At 59.6% G+C, this 17,512-nt stretch carries 16 protein-coding genes; 7 read left to right on the plus strand and 9 right to left on the minus strand.

Going from position 1 to position 17,512, the window contains the following annotated elements; all coding sequences use genetic code 11:
* Window positions 1–33: 33 nt before the first annotated feature.
* The 3 genes from phnE to ACLGGT_RS04890 form a co-directional block, all read right to left on the minus strand.
* A complete protein-coding gene (gene phnE / locus ACLGGT_RS04880) occupies window positions 34–834 on the minus strand; it encodes a phosphonate ABC transporter, permease protein PhnE (RefSeq protein WP_437195167.1) in 801 nt (266 codons plus the stop codon).
* Entirely contained in the window at window positions 827–1,630 is an 804-nt protein-coding gene (locus ACLGGT_RS04885; RefSeq protein WP_081507448.1) for a phosphonate ABC transporter ATP-binding protein, read from the minus strand. Before ACLGGT_RS04885 ends, phnE begins: the two co-directional genes overlap by 8 nt.
* 63 nt (window positions 1,631–1,693) lie before the next feature.
* Entirely contained in the window at window positions 1,694–2,551 is an 858-nt protein-coding gene (locus tag ACLGGT_RS04890) for a PhnD/SsuA/transferrin family substrate-binding protein (protein WP_437195168.1), read from the minus strand.
* 116 nt (window positions 2,552–2,667) lie between these two features.
* Here ACLGGT_RS04890 and ACLGGT_RS04895 point away from each other — a divergent pair, with 116 nt between their 5' ends.
* Complete coding sequence (locus tag ACLGGT_RS04895; RefSeq protein ID WP_437195169.1) at window positions 2,668–3,792, plus strand: alpha-D-ribose 1-methylphosphonate 5-triphosphate diphosphatase; 1,125 nt, start codon at window positions 2,668–2,670, stop codon at window positions 3,790–3,792.
* Window positions 3,785–4,573, plus strand: a complete 789-nt coding sequence (locus ACLGGT_RS04900) for a GntR family transcriptional regulator (RefSeq protein WP_219435752.1) — start codon at window positions 3,785–3,787, stop codon at window positions 4,571–4,573. Before ACLGGT_RS04895 ends, ACLGGT_RS04900 begins: the two co-directional genes overlap by 8 nt.
* On the opposite strand, the gene ACLGGT_RS04905 is transcribed toward ACLGGT_RS04900, so the two are convergent.
* Complete coding sequence (locus ACLGGT_RS04905; protein WP_008279577.1) at window positions 4,555–5,592, minus strand: LacI family DNA-binding transcriptional regulator; 1,038 nt, start codon at window positions 5,590–5,592, stop codon at window positions 4,555–4,557. The two genes, ACLGGT_RS04900 and ACLGGT_RS04905, sit on opposite strands and share 19 nt — an antisense overlap.
* A gap of 110 nt (window positions 5,593–5,702) precedes the next feature.
* On the opposite strand from ACLGGT_RS04905, the gene ACLGGT_RS04910 reads away from it, so the two are divergent.
* From ACLGGT_RS04910 to ACLGGT_RS04930, 5 genes are read left to right on the plus strand one after another with little or no spacing between them, the layout of a single operon-like run.
* Window positions 5,703–7,223 (plus strand): tripartite tricarboxylate transporter permease, encoded by a 1,521-nt coding sequence (locus ACLGGT_RS04910; protein WP_151977920.1) that lies wholly within the window; start codon window positions 5,703–5,705, stop codon window positions 7,221–7,223.
* On the plus strand, window positions 7,220–7,675 hold the full coding sequence (locus tag ACLGGT_RS04915) for a tripartite tricarboxylate transporter TctB family protein (protein ID WP_151977918.1): 456 nt from the start codon (window positions 7,220–7,222) through the stop codon (window positions 7,673–7,675). Before ACLGGT_RS04910 ends, ACLGGT_RS04915 begins: the two co-directional genes overlap by 4 nt.
* A gap of 47 nt (window positions 7,676–7,722) precedes the next feature.
* A complete protein-coding gene (locus ACLGGT_RS04920; protein WP_421999663.1) occupies window positions 7,723–8,682 on the plus strand; it encodes a tripartite tricarboxylate transporter substrate binding protein in 960 nt (319 codons plus the stop codon).
* Window positions 8,683–8,721: 39 nt separating this feature from the next.
* Complete coding sequence (gene sauS, locus ACLGGT_RS04925) at window positions 8,722–10,164, plus strand: acylating sulfoacetaldehyde dehydrogenase (RefSeq protein ID WP_437195170.1); 1,443 nt, start codon at window positions 8,722–8,724, stop codon at window positions 10,162–10,164.
* The gene (locus tag ACLGGT_RS04930; protein ID WP_437195171.1) at window positions 10,161–11,678 is read left to right on the plus strand and encodes an AMP-binding protein; all 1,518 of its coding nucleotides are present in this window, start codon (window positions 10,161–10,163) and stop codon (window positions 11,676–11,678) included. The genes sauS and ACLGGT_RS04930 overlap by 4 nt, the downstream gene beginning before the upstream one ends.
* A 17-nt stretch (window positions 11,679–11,695) precedes the next feature.
* Here ACLGGT_RS04930 and ACLGGT_RS04935 read toward each other — a convergent pair whose 3' ends face one another.
* The 5 genes from ACLGGT_RS04935 to ACLGGT_RS04955 all read right to left on the minus strand — a co-directional run bounded on the left by ACLGGT_RS04935 (window position 11,696) and on the right by ACLGGT_RS04955 (window position 17,505).
* Window positions 11,696–13,549, minus strand: coding sequence for a heavy metal translocating P-type ATPase (locus ACLGGT_RS04935; RefSeq protein ID WP_437195172.1), 1,854 nt, complete (start codon window positions 13,547–13,549; stop codon window positions 11,696–11,698).
* 124 nt (window positions 13,550–13,673) lie between these two features.
* Window positions 13,674–14,471, minus strand: a complete 798-nt coding sequence (locus ACLGGT_RS04940; RefSeq protein WP_437195173.1) for a phosphodiesterase — start codon at window positions 14,469–14,471, stop codon at window positions 13,674–13,676.
* A gap of 2 nt (window positions 14,472–14,473) precedes the next feature.
* Window positions 14,474–15,283, minus strand: coding sequence for a carbohydrate ABC transporter permease (locus ACLGGT_RS04945; RefSeq protein ID WP_008279586.1), 810 nt, complete (start codon window positions 15,281–15,283; stop codon window positions 14,474–14,476).
* The gene (locus ACLGGT_RS04950) at window positions 15,280–16,173 is read right to left on the minus strand and encodes a carbohydrate ABC transporter permease (protein WP_437195174.1); all 894 of its coding nucleotides are present in this window, start codon (window positions 16,171–16,173) and stop codon (window positions 15,280–15,282) included. Before ACLGGT_RS04950 ends, ACLGGT_RS04945 begins: the two co-directional genes overlap by 4 nt.
* 75 nt (window positions 16,174–16,248) lie before the next feature.
* A complete protein-coding gene (locus ACLGGT_RS04955; RefSeq protein ID WP_008279588.1) occupies window positions 16,249–17,505 on the minus strand; it encodes an ABC transporter substrate-binding protein in 1,257 nt (418 codons plus the stop codon).
* Between the last annotated feature and the right edge of the window lie 7 nt (window positions 17,506–17,512).

Here is a 17,512-nt window from a genome sequence, read left to right on the forward strand (position 1 = left end):
ATTTGAGGCCTCACACCCGTCTTCTGGGGGCGATCACTGAAGGCGGGCGCGCAATTTGTCTGTGCAAACTTCCATCAGCAGAACAATCACAAAGATCGCCAGAATGATCATCGAGGCATTGCGATACTGAAAAAGATCAAAGGCAACCTTGAGTTCCTGACCAATGCCCCCTGCCCCGACCAGCCCCAACACGACGGAAGAACGGACCGCCTTTTCCAATGCAAACAGCGAGGAGTTGATCAGTGACGGCATGATATCGGGCAGGATGGCCCCGATCAGGATCGACGGTCTGTTTGCACCGATGGCCGCGAGCGCCTCTTGCGGCTCCTTCTCGGCATCCTCCATCGCCTCGGCAAAGAAACGCCCGCAAAACCCGATGGTATCGACCATGATGGTCATCGTGCCCGCCACAGCCCCAAGCCCGATCGAAGCCACGAAGATTAGCGCCCAGACCAGATCAGGCACCGTGCGCAAAAACGAGATGCCCGCCTTGACCAAAACATTGCCGCGCCCGAGCGGGGACACACCCCGCGCTGCGCACCACGCAATAGGCAGGCTGAGGGCAATACCGATGGCCGCGCCGACCAAGGCAATCTGAAAGGTTTCGACCATCCTCACCGCGATACGCGCCAGAAAATCCGGTTCTGTGTTGGGTGGCAGCATCCGCCCGACCAAGTTTGCCATACCGGGCAACCCGTCAGCCAGCTGCTTGGGCGAGGGGGCGACTTGCCCCATGGAGGCAAGGAGGATCGCCGCAAGTGCGACGATCAAGACAAAGTTCAGCGTTGAAAACCGTCGAAACCTGTCAGGGGCCTGAACCCGGCGATCAATCATCGAACGTGTCCTTGAGATCAGCAGGCGCAACCTTGGTCACGGGTCGGTCAAAGAATACCTTTCCGCGCTTTAGCGCGACAATCCGGTCAGCATAATCCATGGCATGCGCCATATCATGCGAGGTATAAATCAACGTAATGCCCTGCGTGCGGCACAGATGGGTAAAAAGCTCCATCACGTTGTGGCCGGACAGCGGATCAAGGCTGGCTGCTGGTTCATCGGCAATCAGCAGCCGCGGTCTGCGCACAATCGCGCGGGCGATGGCAACACGCTGTTGCTGTCCACCTGAGAGGGCATCCGCACGGTGCAACGCCTTATGCTCTAGATCAACATCTGCAAGCGCCTGCATGGCGCGGTTGCGCCACTCGAGCGGCGCAAGGCTATGAGAAAAAGCGCGCCAACTTCCCGGCTCGCCGAACAGGCCATGGATCACATTCGACAGCACAGAGCGGCGTCGCACGAGGCAATGTTTCTGAAAAACAAAGCCGGTCTGACGCCGCATGCGCAATCGCTGAGCACGCCCTGCCTCTGGGCCGACCGGATGACCAAAACAGCTAAGCGTACCATCAGAAATCGAATGTAGCCCAATCAAGCTCTTGAGGAGGGTGGATTTCCCCGAACCGTTGGCACCGATCAGGGCGACACGCTCGCCCTCTTGGATTTCGAGATCAATTCCCTGAAGCACGGTTGCGCGCGTGTCATAGGCCTTGGTCAAGCCACGCGCGACGATCAGCGGTGCGACATCAGCCGCACGACCCTCGGGCGCGCTTGTCGTGGTCCGCTCTAGAACCTGCATCATCAGTCTCCGGAGTGCGTAAGGTCGTGGGCACACACCCCGGCCTTGTGGAATGAAGCCCTGTCAGTTTCCGACAAAGGATTTGGTATCCACGCCAATGGTGCCATACATCGAGCGGACATAGTCATAGTCGCTGTCCTGCACATTGGTCAGAAAGAACCCACCCTTGAATTTCTGGTTGTCCTCTCCGGTCAGGATCGCCGACATCAACTCTTCTGCGTGGTCCACAAACGCTGATTTGACGGCGGCAACAGCGTCCGCGTCGATGCCAGACCGTGCAACAAGAATATCATTGGGCAGATCTCGACCACGGGCGACGACGGTAAAGGACACATCTGGAAAGGCTTCGCGAATGCGACCAAGGTGGCTTTCGTTCATGCCGACCGCCGCAACATCCCCCCGGATCAGCGCCTCGATCGCCGTGTTACGGGAAATGATCTGTGGCTGGTAATCCTTGTTATACACAAGACCGAAATCAGCCAGAACCTGCGCAGGCCCAAGGTGCTGCGATGTCGAACCGACAGACCCAAAGGTCACGACCTTATACTTGAGGTCCTGCACCGATTTGATCGGCCCGTCCGAAAGGGTGACGATCTGCGCAAAGTAATTCGGGCGCTGCCATGCGGTTACGATCTGTGCATCCGTCAACTCCTTGATGACGACATATTCAGCCGGGCCAGTTAGAACCAGATCCACCTGTTCCTGATTGAGCGCTTCTACGGCCGCAGTGCGCGAACTGACCGGGAAAAGCTCGATTTCCTGTCCTGTCATCTCTTCGAGTTTTGCCTCGAACGCACCAAACTCCTGTTGCAGGGCTTCGAGCCCCTCAATGTCAGTCACGGCGAATTTCAGCGGCTCTGCAAAGGCAGGCAAAGTGCTGGCAAGGGATACCGCAGCAGCGGCGAGCAGGGAACGGATCATGAGAGGTCTCCGGTGGGTTCGGGGCAAATCAGGGTTGCTGTGTATACAGGATCGTCACACAACCGAGGCATACGGGATTCGGTTGACACTTTCGTGACATGGAGATTTGCGACGACATGACGAATAACTGGACACTCACCGGCGGTCAGATGCTCTTGGGCGGAACTTTTGCGGCGCAGCCCCTGCATGTGACCAACGGTCGGATCACGCAAGAACCGGCACCAGAGGCCGAATCCTACAACGCAGCCGGCCGGTTGATCCTGCCCGGTATCATTGACCTGCACGGCGATGGGTTCGAGGCCCTGGTTCAGCCGCGTCCGGGGGTGCATTTTCCCTACGATCTTGCGTATCGCGAGGCGGATGCGCAGCTCATCTCCAACGGCATCACAACCGCCTATCACGGGCTGACGGTGTCGTGGGAGCCGGGATTGCGTGACATAGAGATCACGCGCGCCCTCCTATCGGCGCTGGAGCGCGTCGCGCCGACGCTCGACTGCGACACTCGGCTGAATATCCGGTGGGAGACTTTTGCACTCGACCATATAGACGAAGTTCTGGGTTGGTTGGCACGGCGGTCGGGCGACATCCTATCGCTCAATGATCACACAAGTGCCAATCACAAGCTGAGCGAGGAGAGCGCCAAACTCAAGCGGGTGGCGGTGCGCATGGGCCTTGCGCCCACCGATGCCAAGGCTGCGATTAAGGCGGTTCTCGCCCGTCGGGATGAGGTGCCCGAAGCGATAGATCGGATATGCGCAGAGGCCGTCCGACTGGGCCGCCCGGTGCTGTCGCATGATGATCTGACGCAAGAGGATCGTCGCACGGGACGCGCGCGCGGCGTGACATTGGCAGAGTTCCCGATGACCCAAGAGGCGGCGCAAGAGGCGCGCATCGCGGATGAGCCAGTGATCCTGGGCGGCCCCAACGCGCTGCGCGGCGAAAGTCACAATGGCGCACTCTGTGCGACCGAGGCGGTTCGGGCAGGTCTTTGCACGGTATTGGCGTCTGACTATTATTATCCCGCACCATTTCATGCCGTTTGGCGGCTGCACGATGCTGATGTTCTGCCACTTGCACAGGCTTGGGCGTTGGTCTCGGCCAATCCTGCTGCGGCTGTCGGGCTGCGGGACCGCGGCACATTGGACGTTGGCAAACGAGCGGATATCCTTGTGGTAAACCCGGACACACGTAGGATCGAGGCGGTGTTCGTCCAAGGTAGAAAGGTGTTAGCCCGTGGCTGACCTGTCTGATCTCTCACGCGCCGAGGCCGGACTCGCGGCGCTTGCGTGCACGGCCTATGATGCCCGGTCCACACGCCCAATCTGGCTGCAAATCTATGATCGTCTGGCTCAAGCGATTGAGGGGGCTGTCGTGACCCCCGGCAGCCGCCTACCCGGTGAAGTCCAGCTGGCCGATATGTTTCAGGTTAACCGTGTCACCATGCGCCGCGCTCTGGCGCTCTTGCAAAGCGAGGGCAAATTGCAGGCGCGTAAGGGTGTAGGCATTTTCGTACGACAGGTGCCACGCGCCTTTGTGATCCGCAACGATATGCGCTTTGCCGACTCGCTGATTGATTGCGACGCCGAGGTGACATCGCGCACCCTCCGATTGGAACGCGCCCACCCCAGCCCCGAGGCCGCGCGTCTCTTTGATCTGGAACCAACCGATCGGGTGATCGTGTTGCACCGGATGCGCCTTCTGGACGGCGCGCCGATCTATTTCACGCGCAAGGAATTACCCGCACACCGCTTCCCGGAGTTTGAGAAGATCTACCAAATCGGCCAATCGGTCAGCGCGGTTTACAAAGCGGCAGGCATCCCTTGGTTTCGCCGCGCCGAAACCCGCGTAAGCGGTGGGTTCGCGCAACCCGATGAGGCCGAAATCTTGTGCCTGAACGAAAACACCCCGGTGCAATATGTCACCGCCATTAACCGCGCCCCGGATGGAACGGCAATCGAGTTCAACAGGGGCTGCTGGCCAATGACCGGCGTGGAATTCGTGTTTCAGTCACCCATCGAGTGAACCGCGCGCGACGTGCCGCGCACGATGCATTCAAGCGGACAACGGATGCGGAAGTGATCTTCGCTTGCTCCGGTGATCAGGTCTGTGAACCGCTCACCTGCAATTTCGCCGATGCTGCGGGCGGGAATACGGATGGTGGTCAGGCCTGGCTCCATCTCGCTTGAGCCTTTGAAATCGCCGATTCCGATCACCGAGAGATCTTCGGGAACCCGCAAGCCACAGCTTTGCGCGCCATAGATCACCCCTTGGGCAATCACGTCATTGCCACACAAAAGCGCAGTGGGACGATGGGCGCGGCGCAAGAGATCCTGCGCCACCTGCTTGGCCTGCGCAATGCTATAGGGTGCCTCCCATTGCCAATCCGCAATCAGCGGCACGCCGGCCGCCAAGAGCCGGTCACGCGCGCCAGAGAGCCGGGCACTTGCACGGTCATTGCCCTCGGGGCGGGGGAAAACCAACCCGATATCCCGATGACCAAGGCTGAGAAGATGATCAGCAGCACTGCGTCCCGCCTCGTGGTTGTCTGCCCCGACACAGGGCAAGGCTGAATCAGCAGCGTAGTTCCAAAGCGCCATCGCCGGGGTGCGATGGTGCTCCAAAAGTCGCAGGCTGGCATCTGAGTGTTCCAACCCAACAAGAGCAATGCCATCGACGCGATGCTCCATCAGTTTGCGCATCATCGCATATTCACGATCAAGGTCATAGGAATGCGACGCGATGAGCAGGGTGAAACCCGCCCGGTCGATAGAATCGGAAAAGGATTGAATCACCTCGGCAAAGATTGCGTGATCAATTGTCGGCACAATCAAACCGATGGTCGCGTTACGCCGTCCGTGCATCGACTGCGCTGCGCGATTGCGGATATAGCCCAGCTTTTCCACCGCACGGGTGATGCGTTTGCGGGTAGCTGGGCTGACAAGGCTGGGATGATTGAAACTGCGTGACACGGTCGATGGCGACACGCGCGCAGCCTTTGCAACAGCCACAATATCCACTTTTTCATTATATTTATCAGACACCTAAACCACCATTTCGGGGATTTTATGAAAACATTTGTATTACTATTTTCATCACTTACCGTAGAAGATCAACCGGCGTTTTCGTCGGAGACCGCAACGGGAGGTGCGCGTTGGAATTCATCTACTACTTCGGAGAGGTCTTTACGCCTATGGCCTTCATGCTGCTTTTGGGCGGCACGATCGGCGGGCTGATCCTCGGGGCCACTCCGGGCCTCTCGCCGACCATGGCGGTAGCCTTGCTCATTCCGTTCACCTTTCGACTTGAGCCAGCTCATGGTCTCATTCTGCTTGGGGCGGCCTATACCTCAACCGTTGCGGGCGGTGCGGTCAGTGCCATCCTGCTCAAGATCCCCGGTGCGCCCGCCAATATCGCAACGACACTGGACGGGCATACAATGGCTACGCAGGGCCGTGGGGCAGAAGCGTTGCAACTTTCGTTTTTATCCTCGGCGGCGGGCGGCATTTTTGGTGTTCTACTGCTGATCTTTCTCACGCCGATGCTGGCGAAATGGGCGCTCGCCTTTGGGCCATCGCATCTCTTTTGGCTGGCCATACTCGGCGTGACCGTGATCGGCACGCTGGATACCAACTCGGTCGTCAAAGGGCTGCTTTCGGGCTGCATGGGCATGTGGCTCGCGACCATCGGCTTTGACGATATCATGGGCGCACAGCGCTTTATCGTTCACCCTTCGCTGGCAGGTGGGATCAGCATTGTGCCCGCGCTGATCGGGCTCTTTGCCATTCCACAGGTGCTGGCGATGTTCGCGAGAGGGCGACAGCCAGCCGGGAGCGATGTGATCGCTGTACAAAAACACCCCATCGGCAAGGCAATGCGTGAAGTCATCCGCCGTTGGCGCGCGCTGAGCATCGGGACAGCTATCGGGTCTATAATCGGCCTCATTCCGGGTATCGGAGGACAGATTGCCGGGCTGGTGGCCTATGATCAGGCCAAGAAGTTTAGCCCGGAGCGGCAGAAGTTCGGCAAGGGTCACTCTGAAGGCGTGATCGCCGCAGAAAGCGCCAACAACGCGATGGTCGGACCATCGCTGGTGCCACTCCTGACGCTCTCCGTGCCCGGTAGCCCGACAGCGGCGGTGCTCTTGGGGGGCTTGCTTATCCACGGGATTTTTCCGGGTAGCGACCTTTTCGACAATCACCCGGATGTGGCCTGGACCTTTATCAACTCGATGCTCATCGGGCAGGTGTTGATGTGCATCTTTGGCCTTTACGTGGCAGGTCTTGCCGCGCGGGTGGCGCAGGTGCCGCAATATGTCATGGCCGCAGTGGTGCTGGGATTGGCTGTCTTTGGCTCTTACTCAGTTCAAAACTCGATGGGCGATGTCTATGTGATGGCCGCATTGGGCATTGGCATGTTCTTTCTAGAGCGGTTCGGCTTTACCGCCGCACCGCTTGTGCTGGGTCTTATTCTGGGACCAATCGCCGAGGCCAATTTCACGCAAGGTTCGATGATCGCCGACGCGACCGATGGACGGTTCAGTTACTTCTTTGGCGGAACGCTGAATATCGCGCTGATCCTGATCGTGATCGCCTCTGTCGCCTATTCGGCCTGGATGGAGGTTCTGCAACGTCGTCAGGACCGCGCCGATCAGACCAAGGAGGCAAAGGCATGAGACAGTGGCAACATGTCATCCCGTCCGGGGCTATCGCCGCACTTGGCCTCTGGGTCTGCTATGTCAGCTTTACGCAGCAACCGGCACAGGCGTTCCTGTTTCCAAGGCTGATTTCAAGCGTTTTTGTCGTGCTGGCACTCTGGACATTTGGTCGTGCGGTTATGGGCCTGTCGCGCGCCGGAACAGGAATTGGCCGCACGATGTTTCTCAACATCCTGCCGGGGCTGGTCGTGGCAAGTGTCTATATCTTCTGGGCCGCTGAAACGCTCGGATTTTACAGCGGCAGCGCACTGGCCTTCTTTGCACTGCTCAGCCTCTACGATCCCGCCCCGCATCGCGAAATCAAAAGCTGGATGCGCCGGGCGGTAATCACATCGGGGTTCATTCTCGTGATGTATCTGCTCTTTGCAAAGCTGCTCAGCGTGTTCACGCCACGCGGCCTGTTTTTCTAGAACTGCCGGAGCGATCCGGAAAATCAAAACCAAGGGAGGAGAAGACCATGACCAAGATACTCAAAGGGTTGGCAACGGCCCTATTGCTCGCGGCGTCCCCCGCCGTGGCACAGGACTATCCAGACCGCCCCGTGATGATGATGGTGAGTTATGGTGCCGGGGGAGCCACCGATTTTCAGGCCCGAATCGTGACGATGACGGCGGGAAATGAAGACACGCTTGGCCAACCTATCGCCATCATAAACAAACCCGGCGCAGGCGGGCGTGTCGGCTGGAATTGGCTGGCAACGCAGGCAGAGGCGGATGGTTACGCGCTTGGCGTTTACAACATCCCGCATTTCATCGCGCAGTCCATCGAAGGTGGGGTCGAATACAGCGCCGACAGTTTTGAGCCGATTGCCAATTGGGGTGCTGATCCGGCAGTTTTCATCGTGGGCGCCGACAGTGAATTCAACTCGATGCAAGACGTGGTGGCCTGGGCCAAAGAGAACCCTGGCAAACTGACCTTTTCGGGGGCAGGCCTGTTTGTGGGGCACCATATCGCAGCGCTCCAACTCGAAGCAGCCGCCGAGGTCAAACTGGCCTATATTCCCAACAATTCTGGCGGTGCCGGTGCCATGAAGGCCGTGATCGCCGGAGAGGTCATGGGCGGCATCAACAACCTGTCGGACGCCTTTCGTGCCGCCGATGCGGGCAGTGTGAAGATTTTGGGTGTATTCGACACCGAGCGCAGCAGCTTCCTGCCCGATGTGCCCACCTTGCAAGAGGCGGGCTATGACATCGACGATTCCAGCGTGAACTATCGTGGCATCATGGCCCCCAAAGGCACCCCTCAAGAGGCAATAGACAAGCTGGCTGCCGTGATGCCAGCCATGTTCGCCGATCCCAATGTCATGAAACAAATGGAGGCGGGCGGATCGCCGATCAAGATCATGACGCGGCAAGAGGTGATCGAGATGTGGGCTGCCCGTCAGAAGACACTCGAGAAACTCTTGGCCGGGCTTTGATCCCGACGCAAAGCCTACCTAAGCAGGGCAGCCCCCGGCATGCCCTGCATCCACCCCAATAAGGAACACCAAATGAGCGCTGAAGGTGATATCGCCGCTGTCGAAAACGTTATGGCCAAGGCTCGGGCCGCGCAAAGTTCCTATGAGGCGGGCGGGTCGCAAGAGCGCTATGACCGCGCCGCGCAAGCCGCAGCCTGGGCGATCATGGAACCGACCCGCAACCGTGCCTTGGCGGAATTGTCAGTGGCCACCACCGGCATCGGCAATGTGCCGGACAAGATCACCAAAAACCACCGCAAGACGCTTGGGCTCATGCGCGACATTTCCGGGGTTAAGACCTTCGGTGTGATCCGTGACGATCCGACAACAGGGATTACTGAAATCGCGCGTCCCATCGGGGTCGTCGGTGCCGTGGTGCCCTCGACCAATCCGGGGGCCACCCCGGCCAACAACATCATCAATGCGCTCAAATGTGGCAATGCCATAGTGCTGTCGCCCTCACCCAAAGGGGTGCCGACCTGCGAGCGCTTGCTAGAGCATATCCATGCCGAGTTTGCCAAGATCGGGGCAAACCCCGATCTGGTGCAGATGGTGCCCGCTCCGGGCTCCAAGGCCAAAACACAGCGGATGCTGGAATTGTCCGATCTGGTGGTTGTGACCGGAAGTCAGGACAATGTGCGCCGCGCCTATACCTGCGGCACGCCTGCAATTGGCGTCGGAGCTGGCAATGTATGTGTCATCGTGGATGAAACCGCCGATCTGACGGCAGCGGCAGCCAAGATTGCAGCCTCCAAGACGTTTGACAACGCAACCTCCTGTTCCTCGGAAAATGCGGTGGTGGTGGTGGATGCGGTCTATGACGCCTTTGTCGCAGCTTTGGCACGCGAAGGCGGCGCATTGATCCCCGAAAGCAATTCGCATGAAATCGTTGCGCGTCTCTGGCCCGATGGCCATCTCAACCGCGCAGTGATTGCACAGGACGCCCCCCGCATGATTGAGGCGCTTGGCCTTTCGGGGCGGGTACCAGAGGGAACCCGCTTTGTTGCGGTGGAAACACGGGATATCGGGCCCGATCACCCCCTTTCGGGCGAGAAGCTGAGCCTTGTTCTCGCGCTGTATCGCGCCTCGGATTTCGAAGATGCGGCCACTCTTGTTGAGCGCATCCTTACCCATCAGGGAGCGGGTCATTCCGTTGGCCTGCACAGCGCTGATGACAGCCGCGCACGCCATCTTGGGGCCACGCTGCCCACCTGCCGGGTGATCGTCAATCAGGCGCATTGCTTTGCAACAGGTGGTGCCTTTAACAACGGCATGCCCTTCTCACTCTCGATGGGCTGTGGAGGCTGGGGCGGCAATTCCATCGACGACAACCTCAACTGGCGACATTTCCTGCAAACCACCAAGATCGTGCGTGAAATCCCCCCAAGAGAGCCGACACTCGACGAGATTTTCGCTGATTACTGGCGGGTGGCAGGCCAATGAGGCTGTGCCGCGACACACCGCCCGAGGGCACGCTACGGGACTGGGTCGATGCCCGCGCCGAGGCGGGCGGCCCGGCACTGTCCTTTCCTGATGAAGGCACGGCGCTGGATTGGCCCGGTCTGCGTGACCGGGCCCGCGCCATCGCTGGCATGTTGACCACACAGGGCATCGCCAAGGGCGAAAGCGTTGCGATCATGCAGCCCAACGGACAGGCGGCGATCGAAGCGATCTATGGTGCCCTCTACGGCGGATTTCGCGCCACGATGATAAACCTCGTCGCCGGGGCAGAGGCGATTGGCTATGCGCTCGACCACTCCGGGGCGCGGGTGGCTCTGGTGCATCCCTCCCAACAGGCGGTATTCCAGAGCGTCAATCCCGGCGGGCGCATTGCCGCCCTCAGCCTGACTGCGGCCGCGCCAGACACTGTCCTGCATCCCGTCACACCCGACGACCACGCCTTGCTTATGTATACTTCGGGTACGACCGGGCGCCCCAAAGGGGTCGTGCACACCCAAGCCAGCCTTTTGGCCGGGGGATGGACCACCGCCATCGCCCATAATCTCGGGCCAGAGGATACTGGGCTATGTGTCTTGCCTGTCTATCATATCAACGGCCTCTGCGTATCGGTGATGGGATCGCTTGTGTCGGGGGGACAGTTGGCCATGTGCGCCCGGTTCTCTGCAAGCCGGTTCTGGGCGCAGGCAGCCGAGACACGGGCCACTTGGTTTTCGGTCGTGCCCACCATTGTATCGCATCTGTTGCATGGGGAAACAGGACCAGACCCAGAGACGCGCAAACGGCTTCGGTTCGGGCGCTCTGCCTCCTCTCCGCTTCCGGTCGAGGTACATACGGCTTTTGAAGCTCGGTTCGATGTGCCCATTGTCGAGACGATGGGCCTCACAGAGACGGCGGCGCAAATCCTGTCAAACCCCCTTCCACCCGGCACGCGCAAGATTGGCTCTCCGGGTATCGCCTATGGCAATCAGGCCGAGGTCGCGGGCCCGGATATGCGCCCGCTTCCCCCCGGGCAAGAGGGTGAAATCATCGTCAAAGGCCCCAATGTGATGCTGGAATACCTCCGCAATTCCGAGGCCACGCGCACCAGTTTCACACCCGATGGCTGGCTGCGCACAGGCGATTTGGGGCGCAAAGACGCAGAGGGATATTTCTTCGTTACCGGACGCCTCAAGGAGTTGATCATCAAGGGCGGTGAAAATATTGCGCCGCGTGAAATCGACGAGGTGCTCTATGCGCATCCCGATGTGGTCGAGGCGGCGGCCTTCTCTTGTCCTTGCCCGCGCTACGGCGAGCGGGTCGAGGCGGCAGTCGCCCTAAGGCCCGGCTCGACACTGACGGCTGAGACCCTTTTGACACTGTGCAAAGACCGGCTTGGGGCATTCAAAAGCCCGGATCACATATATTTTCTTGGCGAGTTACCCAAAGGGCCGTCGGGCAAAATTCAACGTGTCAGGCTCAAGGACTTGTTGGCCGGAGACCTCGAACCCAACCCATAAATTTGGACGGCCCACGGTCACGCACGGGGCGCGTCAACAGGGGAAATGCGCAGCGCGCGCAAAGCGTTCAAAATGACGGCAACATCAATCGCCTCTTGCAACAGGGCACCCTGCACCGGGCTGAGATAGCCAAAGGCCGCGGCGATCATGCCAAGCACCGATAGGCCGATCCCGGCAACAACGCTTTCCACTGCGATCCGGCGAGCCGCGCGGGCAATCTCGATCCCCGGCACCAGCCGGTCGATACGATCCACCAGAAGCACCACATCTGCCGCCTCGGCAGATGCGGCCGCACCCCGCGCCCCCATGGCGACGCCCACATCGGCGGCGCTGAGCGCCGGCGCGTCATTAACGCCATCCCCCACCATCATCACCGGGCCGCGCTTGCGCTCGGAAAGAACAAGCAGCACCTTTTGATCAGGCGTGAGACCCGCCCGCAACCCATCTAGCCCAAGCCCCTCGGTCACACGCTCGGCCACATCGGCGCGGTCGCCTGTTGCAAGCAGAATACGCTCAACCCCTTCTCGCCGCAGCCTGTCGAGCATCGCGCCCGTGCCTTCGCGCAGCGGATCGGACATCACCAGATGCCCGGCCAAACGTCCGTCAATCGCAACCGCGACAAGAACAGCCCCAGCGGCCATGCTGGACGGGCCCCCCGATTGCCCCGCGATGCGCGACGCAACAAAGCCATCCCCACCCACAATAACCCGGCACCCCGCGACATGGCCCATGAGCCCTTCACCGGGCAGTTCCACCACCTCTGAGGGCACAGGCAAGCTGAGACCGCGCGCCTTTGCCGCCGCAACGATGGCCTGCGCCACAGGATGTTTCGACGCCTGATCTAGCGCTGCGGCCATCCGCAGGATTTCATCCTCGCTCTTGTCACTGTGACAGGCGATGGACACGATTTGCGGGCGACCATCCGTCAGGGTGCCGGTTTTATCCAGGATCAGCGTGTGGATACGTGCCATTATCTCAAGCGGTCCCGCACCCTTGATCAGCACCCCGAAATGCGCAGCACGAGAGAGGCCCGCCACCAGTGCCACCGGCACAGCAAGAATTAACGGACAAGGCGTGGCCACAACCAGAACTGCGACCGCCCGGATCGGATCCCCGGTGAACCACCACGCGGCAAAGGCAATTGCAACCGTCACCACAAGAAACCCAAGCGACCAGCGGTCCGCCAGCCGGGACATCGGCGCCTTGGATGCCTGTGCCTCGGCAACCAACCGGACGATCCCGGCATAGGTGCTGTCTTTGGCGGGGCGCAAGACTATGAGGTCAAAGGCCTCGCCTGCATTGGTCGCGCCGCTCATGGTCTCGGCCCCGCGCACAAGCCGCACCGGCAGGGATTCGCCCGTCAGCGCCGATGTGTCAACAAAACCAGTCTCTGACGCCAGAGTGCCATCAACCGGCACCACATCCCCCTGCCGGATCAACAGCCTGTCACCCGGTATGATCTCGTCCAGAGGTATATCCTCTAGCCCACCGCTTCGGTGTCTCGTCGCTGTGCGCGGAACGCGGGACAGCAAAGCGTGCATTTCTCGCCGCGCACGGCCTTCTGCAAAGGACTCTAGAAATGTGCCGCCCGAATACATCACCGCGACGACCGCGGCTGCCAATGTCTCGCCAAAGGCAAGCGCCGCCGACATAGAAAGCGCGGCAACGATATCGAGCCCGACCTCACCCCGGCGCAAACTGCGGAGGATCTCGATGACAAGTGCGACGAGCGCGGGCGCAACCCCGGCAATCCAGAGGAATTTGGCCAAGCGGACCTCGCCCATAAAATAGAGCGCAAGCCCCAACAGCAGACCGGCCACCGCCAGCAGCAGAAGCACGATCTTGAGGCGGTCAGATCCGGTTTGTTCCATGCGACCGTGCTCTCCATGGTCACGCACAGGTTTCGCGTGATCCGCATCATCGCGCAGGCGCGACTAAGGGTCGAGTCCGCGTTTTACCGCAGGCTAACCAGCTTCGCGCCGGTGCGGATGCGCCTCAAAACGCAAAAGGCCCATCCCCATGGCGAAGCGGCAGTTCTGTCCAGACGCCGCCGGGGCCCGTATCGATCAGCCCGCAACCGGTAGGACCTGTCATAAAGCCGACTGGCGCCTCCTGACGCAGGTCCAGTGCAAATGCACTGCAACAGGATGGTGCCGTCACGACCGGATGCCGCCCTAAAAGACCATGATAAACACCGTGCACATGCCCCGACAAAACCCAGATCGGAGCTTGAGGCCGGTCCAGAACAAGGCGCAGGGCGTCGGGGTTTTCAAGCCCTATGGCATCCATGAACCGGATACCCGTGCGGAGCGGCGGATGATGCAATGCCACCACCACCTGCCTTCCGCCCGTCTCTGCAAGCGCTTGGTCAAGGAACGCAAGACTTTCGGCCCGCAAGATGCCGCCGCCCTTGCCCTCTATCAACGTATCAAGACCAATGACGCGCGTGTCTGCGATATCTGCAACCCAGTCGATCAGGCCGGTCGGCCTTATTTCGGGCAGGTCGGAAAACGCAGCTCTGAACGTCTCTCGACCATCGTGATTGCCGGGCACCACAAGCAACCTGTGTCCCAGTCGCTCGAGCTCCCGGCGCGCAATCGCGTAGCTCTCGGCGCTGCCATCCTCACTGAGATCGCCAGTGACAAGGATCGCATCTAGCGGCCCAATCGCATCTAGCCGTGTGCGGAGCGTGTCCACAGCCTCTTGCAGCAAGCGGCCCGTGTCGAGCCGACCAGAGACCAACTGCCCCTCGGGGACGACATGAAGATCGGACAGATGGAGAAACCGCGCCATGTTTACTTGATCCCTGTGCGCAAAAAGGCCTGTACGAACTGGCGTTGAAAGACAAGGAATGCCACCAGCAAGGGGGCCACTGACAGGATTGTCGCTGCGGAAATCACGCTGATATTCACCCCATTCTCAGGTGCGCCAAAGATCGACAACCCCACGGTCAGAGGCCGAGTATCCGGCGAGTTGGTGACAATCAGCGGCCAGAGAAAATTGTTCCAATGGGTCGAGACCGAGACCAGTGCATAGGCAAGGTAAGTGGGCCGCGCGAGGGGCACATAGACCCGCCACAAGATGCCGAACCAGCCGCAGCCCTCGACACGTGCCGCCTCATGCAGCTCAATAGGCACACCCTTAAAGGCCTGCCGCATCAGAAAGATACCAAAGGCAGATGCCATATAGGGCATGCCCACCCCAAGGATCGTGTCGAACAGACCAAGCCGCGAAACCATCACATAATTCTCGACGATCAACACCTCTGGCAGGATGAAGAGCTGCATCAAGACCAGAAGAAACACCACATCCCGCCCTGGAAACCGCACCTGTGCAAAGGCGAACCCGGCCAATGTCGTGACAAAAAACTGTCCGATCAGGATGACCGTCACCAAAAGAAATGTGTTGAGGAAATACTTCAGCCACGGCGCACCCGCCCAAGCGGTGCGAAAGTTGTCCAGAGTCCATGGCGCGGTCAGGTTGAAATTGACCGCATCCGAGGTTGTGTGAAACGCCGCCCAAAAAGCGAAGACCAGCGGCGAGATCCAGATCACGGCCAGCAAAAGCGCGCCAAAAGTCTCAAGATGTCGGGACAGGACGCTCATTGGTAATGTGTCCGCTTATCAAGAATGGTGAACTTGATCCCCGCCACGATGCCAAGAACGAGCAAAATAAGAATAGTCATCGCCGCCGCCTGCGGCGCATCGAAAAAGGCGAACGCCATTTCCCAGATGTAATAGAGGATCAGCTTCGAGGCGTCGTTTGGGCCGCCCTTGGTCAGAATAAAGAGGTGGTCGATCAGCTTGACCGAGTTGATCAGAGCGTTGACCATGATGAAAAGCGTAGTCGGCATCAAAAGCGGCAGCACGATCCGGCGCGTATAGGTAAAGCGACTGGCCCCTTCGATATCAGCAGCTTCCTTGAGGTCTTCGGGGATGGTCTGAAGCGCGGCAAGGTAGAAGATCATAAAGAACCCCGCCTCCTTCCAGATCGTCACGATAATCACCGCCCAAAGCGCAGTTTCCGGCTGGCCCAGCCAATTGACCGACGGCAAGCCAAAGAGCGCCCCAATTTGATCCAGAACGCCCAATCCCGGCGTGTAAAAGAAGAGCCACAGGTTTGCGGCGGCAATCATCGGTAGCACGGTCGGCGTGAAATAGGCGGTACGCACGAATCCGCGTGCCGGGATCTTGGAATTGGCCCAAAGCGCCATGCCAAGAGCAATCGCTATGGAAATCGGAATTGTTGCGCCAGCATAGATCAGGTTGTTCGTCACCACCTTCCAAAAAGTCGGATCGGCGAAAAGATCCATGTAATTCTCTGTGCCTACGAATTCACTGGGTTTGCGCCGCGTTTCGCGGCTGAACAGGCTTGTCCACAACGTCGCCATAGAGGGATAAAACGCAAAAGCCGTAAGCAGGATTGCGGCGGGGGATAGCAAAAGCCATCCGTATATCGCCTGTCTGCGGCGTTCTATATTCACGTGCTGCCCCATGTTCGGCCTTTTATACAGTCAATGTCGACGCCAGACCCAAGCCCGACGCCGACAAAAGGATCACCGGGCGACAAATTACCGGTAGTCTTTCAACAGCCGCTCGGCAGCCTCCTGCGCCTCGGCCAGTGCATCGGCGGGCGATTTGCCGCCCGTCAAGGCCGCCTGAATGGCGTTATTGAGCCCATCACGCACGCGCGCCGTCTCGAAAGTTGAGAATTCGGCAATCGCGTTCTCAAGCTGATTGCGCGCAACCAGAGCCGGTGGGAACTCTGCGGTATAGGCCTTGAGCGCCTCCGTTTCGTAGGACGCAGGCGACACGCCCATATAACCGGTGGCAATCGACCATTCGGCCGCCTGTTCGGGTGCAGTCATGAACGCGATCAGTTTGAGGGCTGCGGCGCGCTCTTCTGCGGTTGTGTCCTCGAAGACATAGAAATTGCCACCGCCGGTGGGCGAGCCGGGCCGCACATTCGCCGGAAGCACCGACACCCCGAAATCAAAGCTGGCTTCGTTCTTGACCGCCGTCAGGTTACCGGTGGAATGCCACATCATTGCGGTCTGCCCTTCAAGAAAGGCCTGACGCAATGTGCCCCATTCAACTGTGCCAGTCGGCATGATGCCATGCTCGGTCGAGAGTGATTTCCAGAACTCCAGCGTTTCGACGACTGCCGGGTCGTCAAAATAGGTTTCCAGCCCGTCGCCGGACATCAGCTCCTTGCCGTTCTGGATGGCGAGCGCCTGAAACATCCAATAGGGATAGCCGGTCGAGGGGATCATCAGCCCATAGGTGCCATCCTTGGTCAAGGCCTTGCCCATGCTCACCATCTCGTCCCAGCTGGCCGGCGGGGCCTCTGGATCAAGACCTGCAGCGCGGAACATGTCCTTGTTGTAATAGGCCACGATGGTCGAGCGTTGGAACGGGATGCCCCATGTCTTGCCCTCGATCCGGCCATTGGCCATCAGCGCGGGATAAAAGCTATCGAGCCATCCTTGGTCAACGCCTTCGATATCCTCAAAGGCCACAATCTGGCCCTGCTCGATCAGGTCATAGGCGTCGATGGAAAACATCACCGCCAATTGCGCAGACTCCCCCGAGGCAATGGCCGAGAGCGCACGGACGCGCGTGTCGTCGTAATTGCCCGAATAGATCGCGTTGACCTTGATATCCGGATTGGCCTCTTCGAACTTGGCGACGATGCCATCAACAACCTCGGTCAGCGCGCCGCCAACCGCAATCGGGTAATACATCGTCAATTCGGTTTGCGCAGCCACCGGCGCGGCAGTCAATGTCGCCAACGCGGTGGCCAGAGTGATCTTTCTGATGGTGTTCATGATGTCC

The organism is Roseovarius sp. MS2 (assembly GCF_051447875.1).
Lineage (GTDB): Bacteria > Pseudomonadota > Alphaproteobacteria > Rhodobacterales > Rhodobacteraceae > Roseovarius > Roseovarius mucosus_A.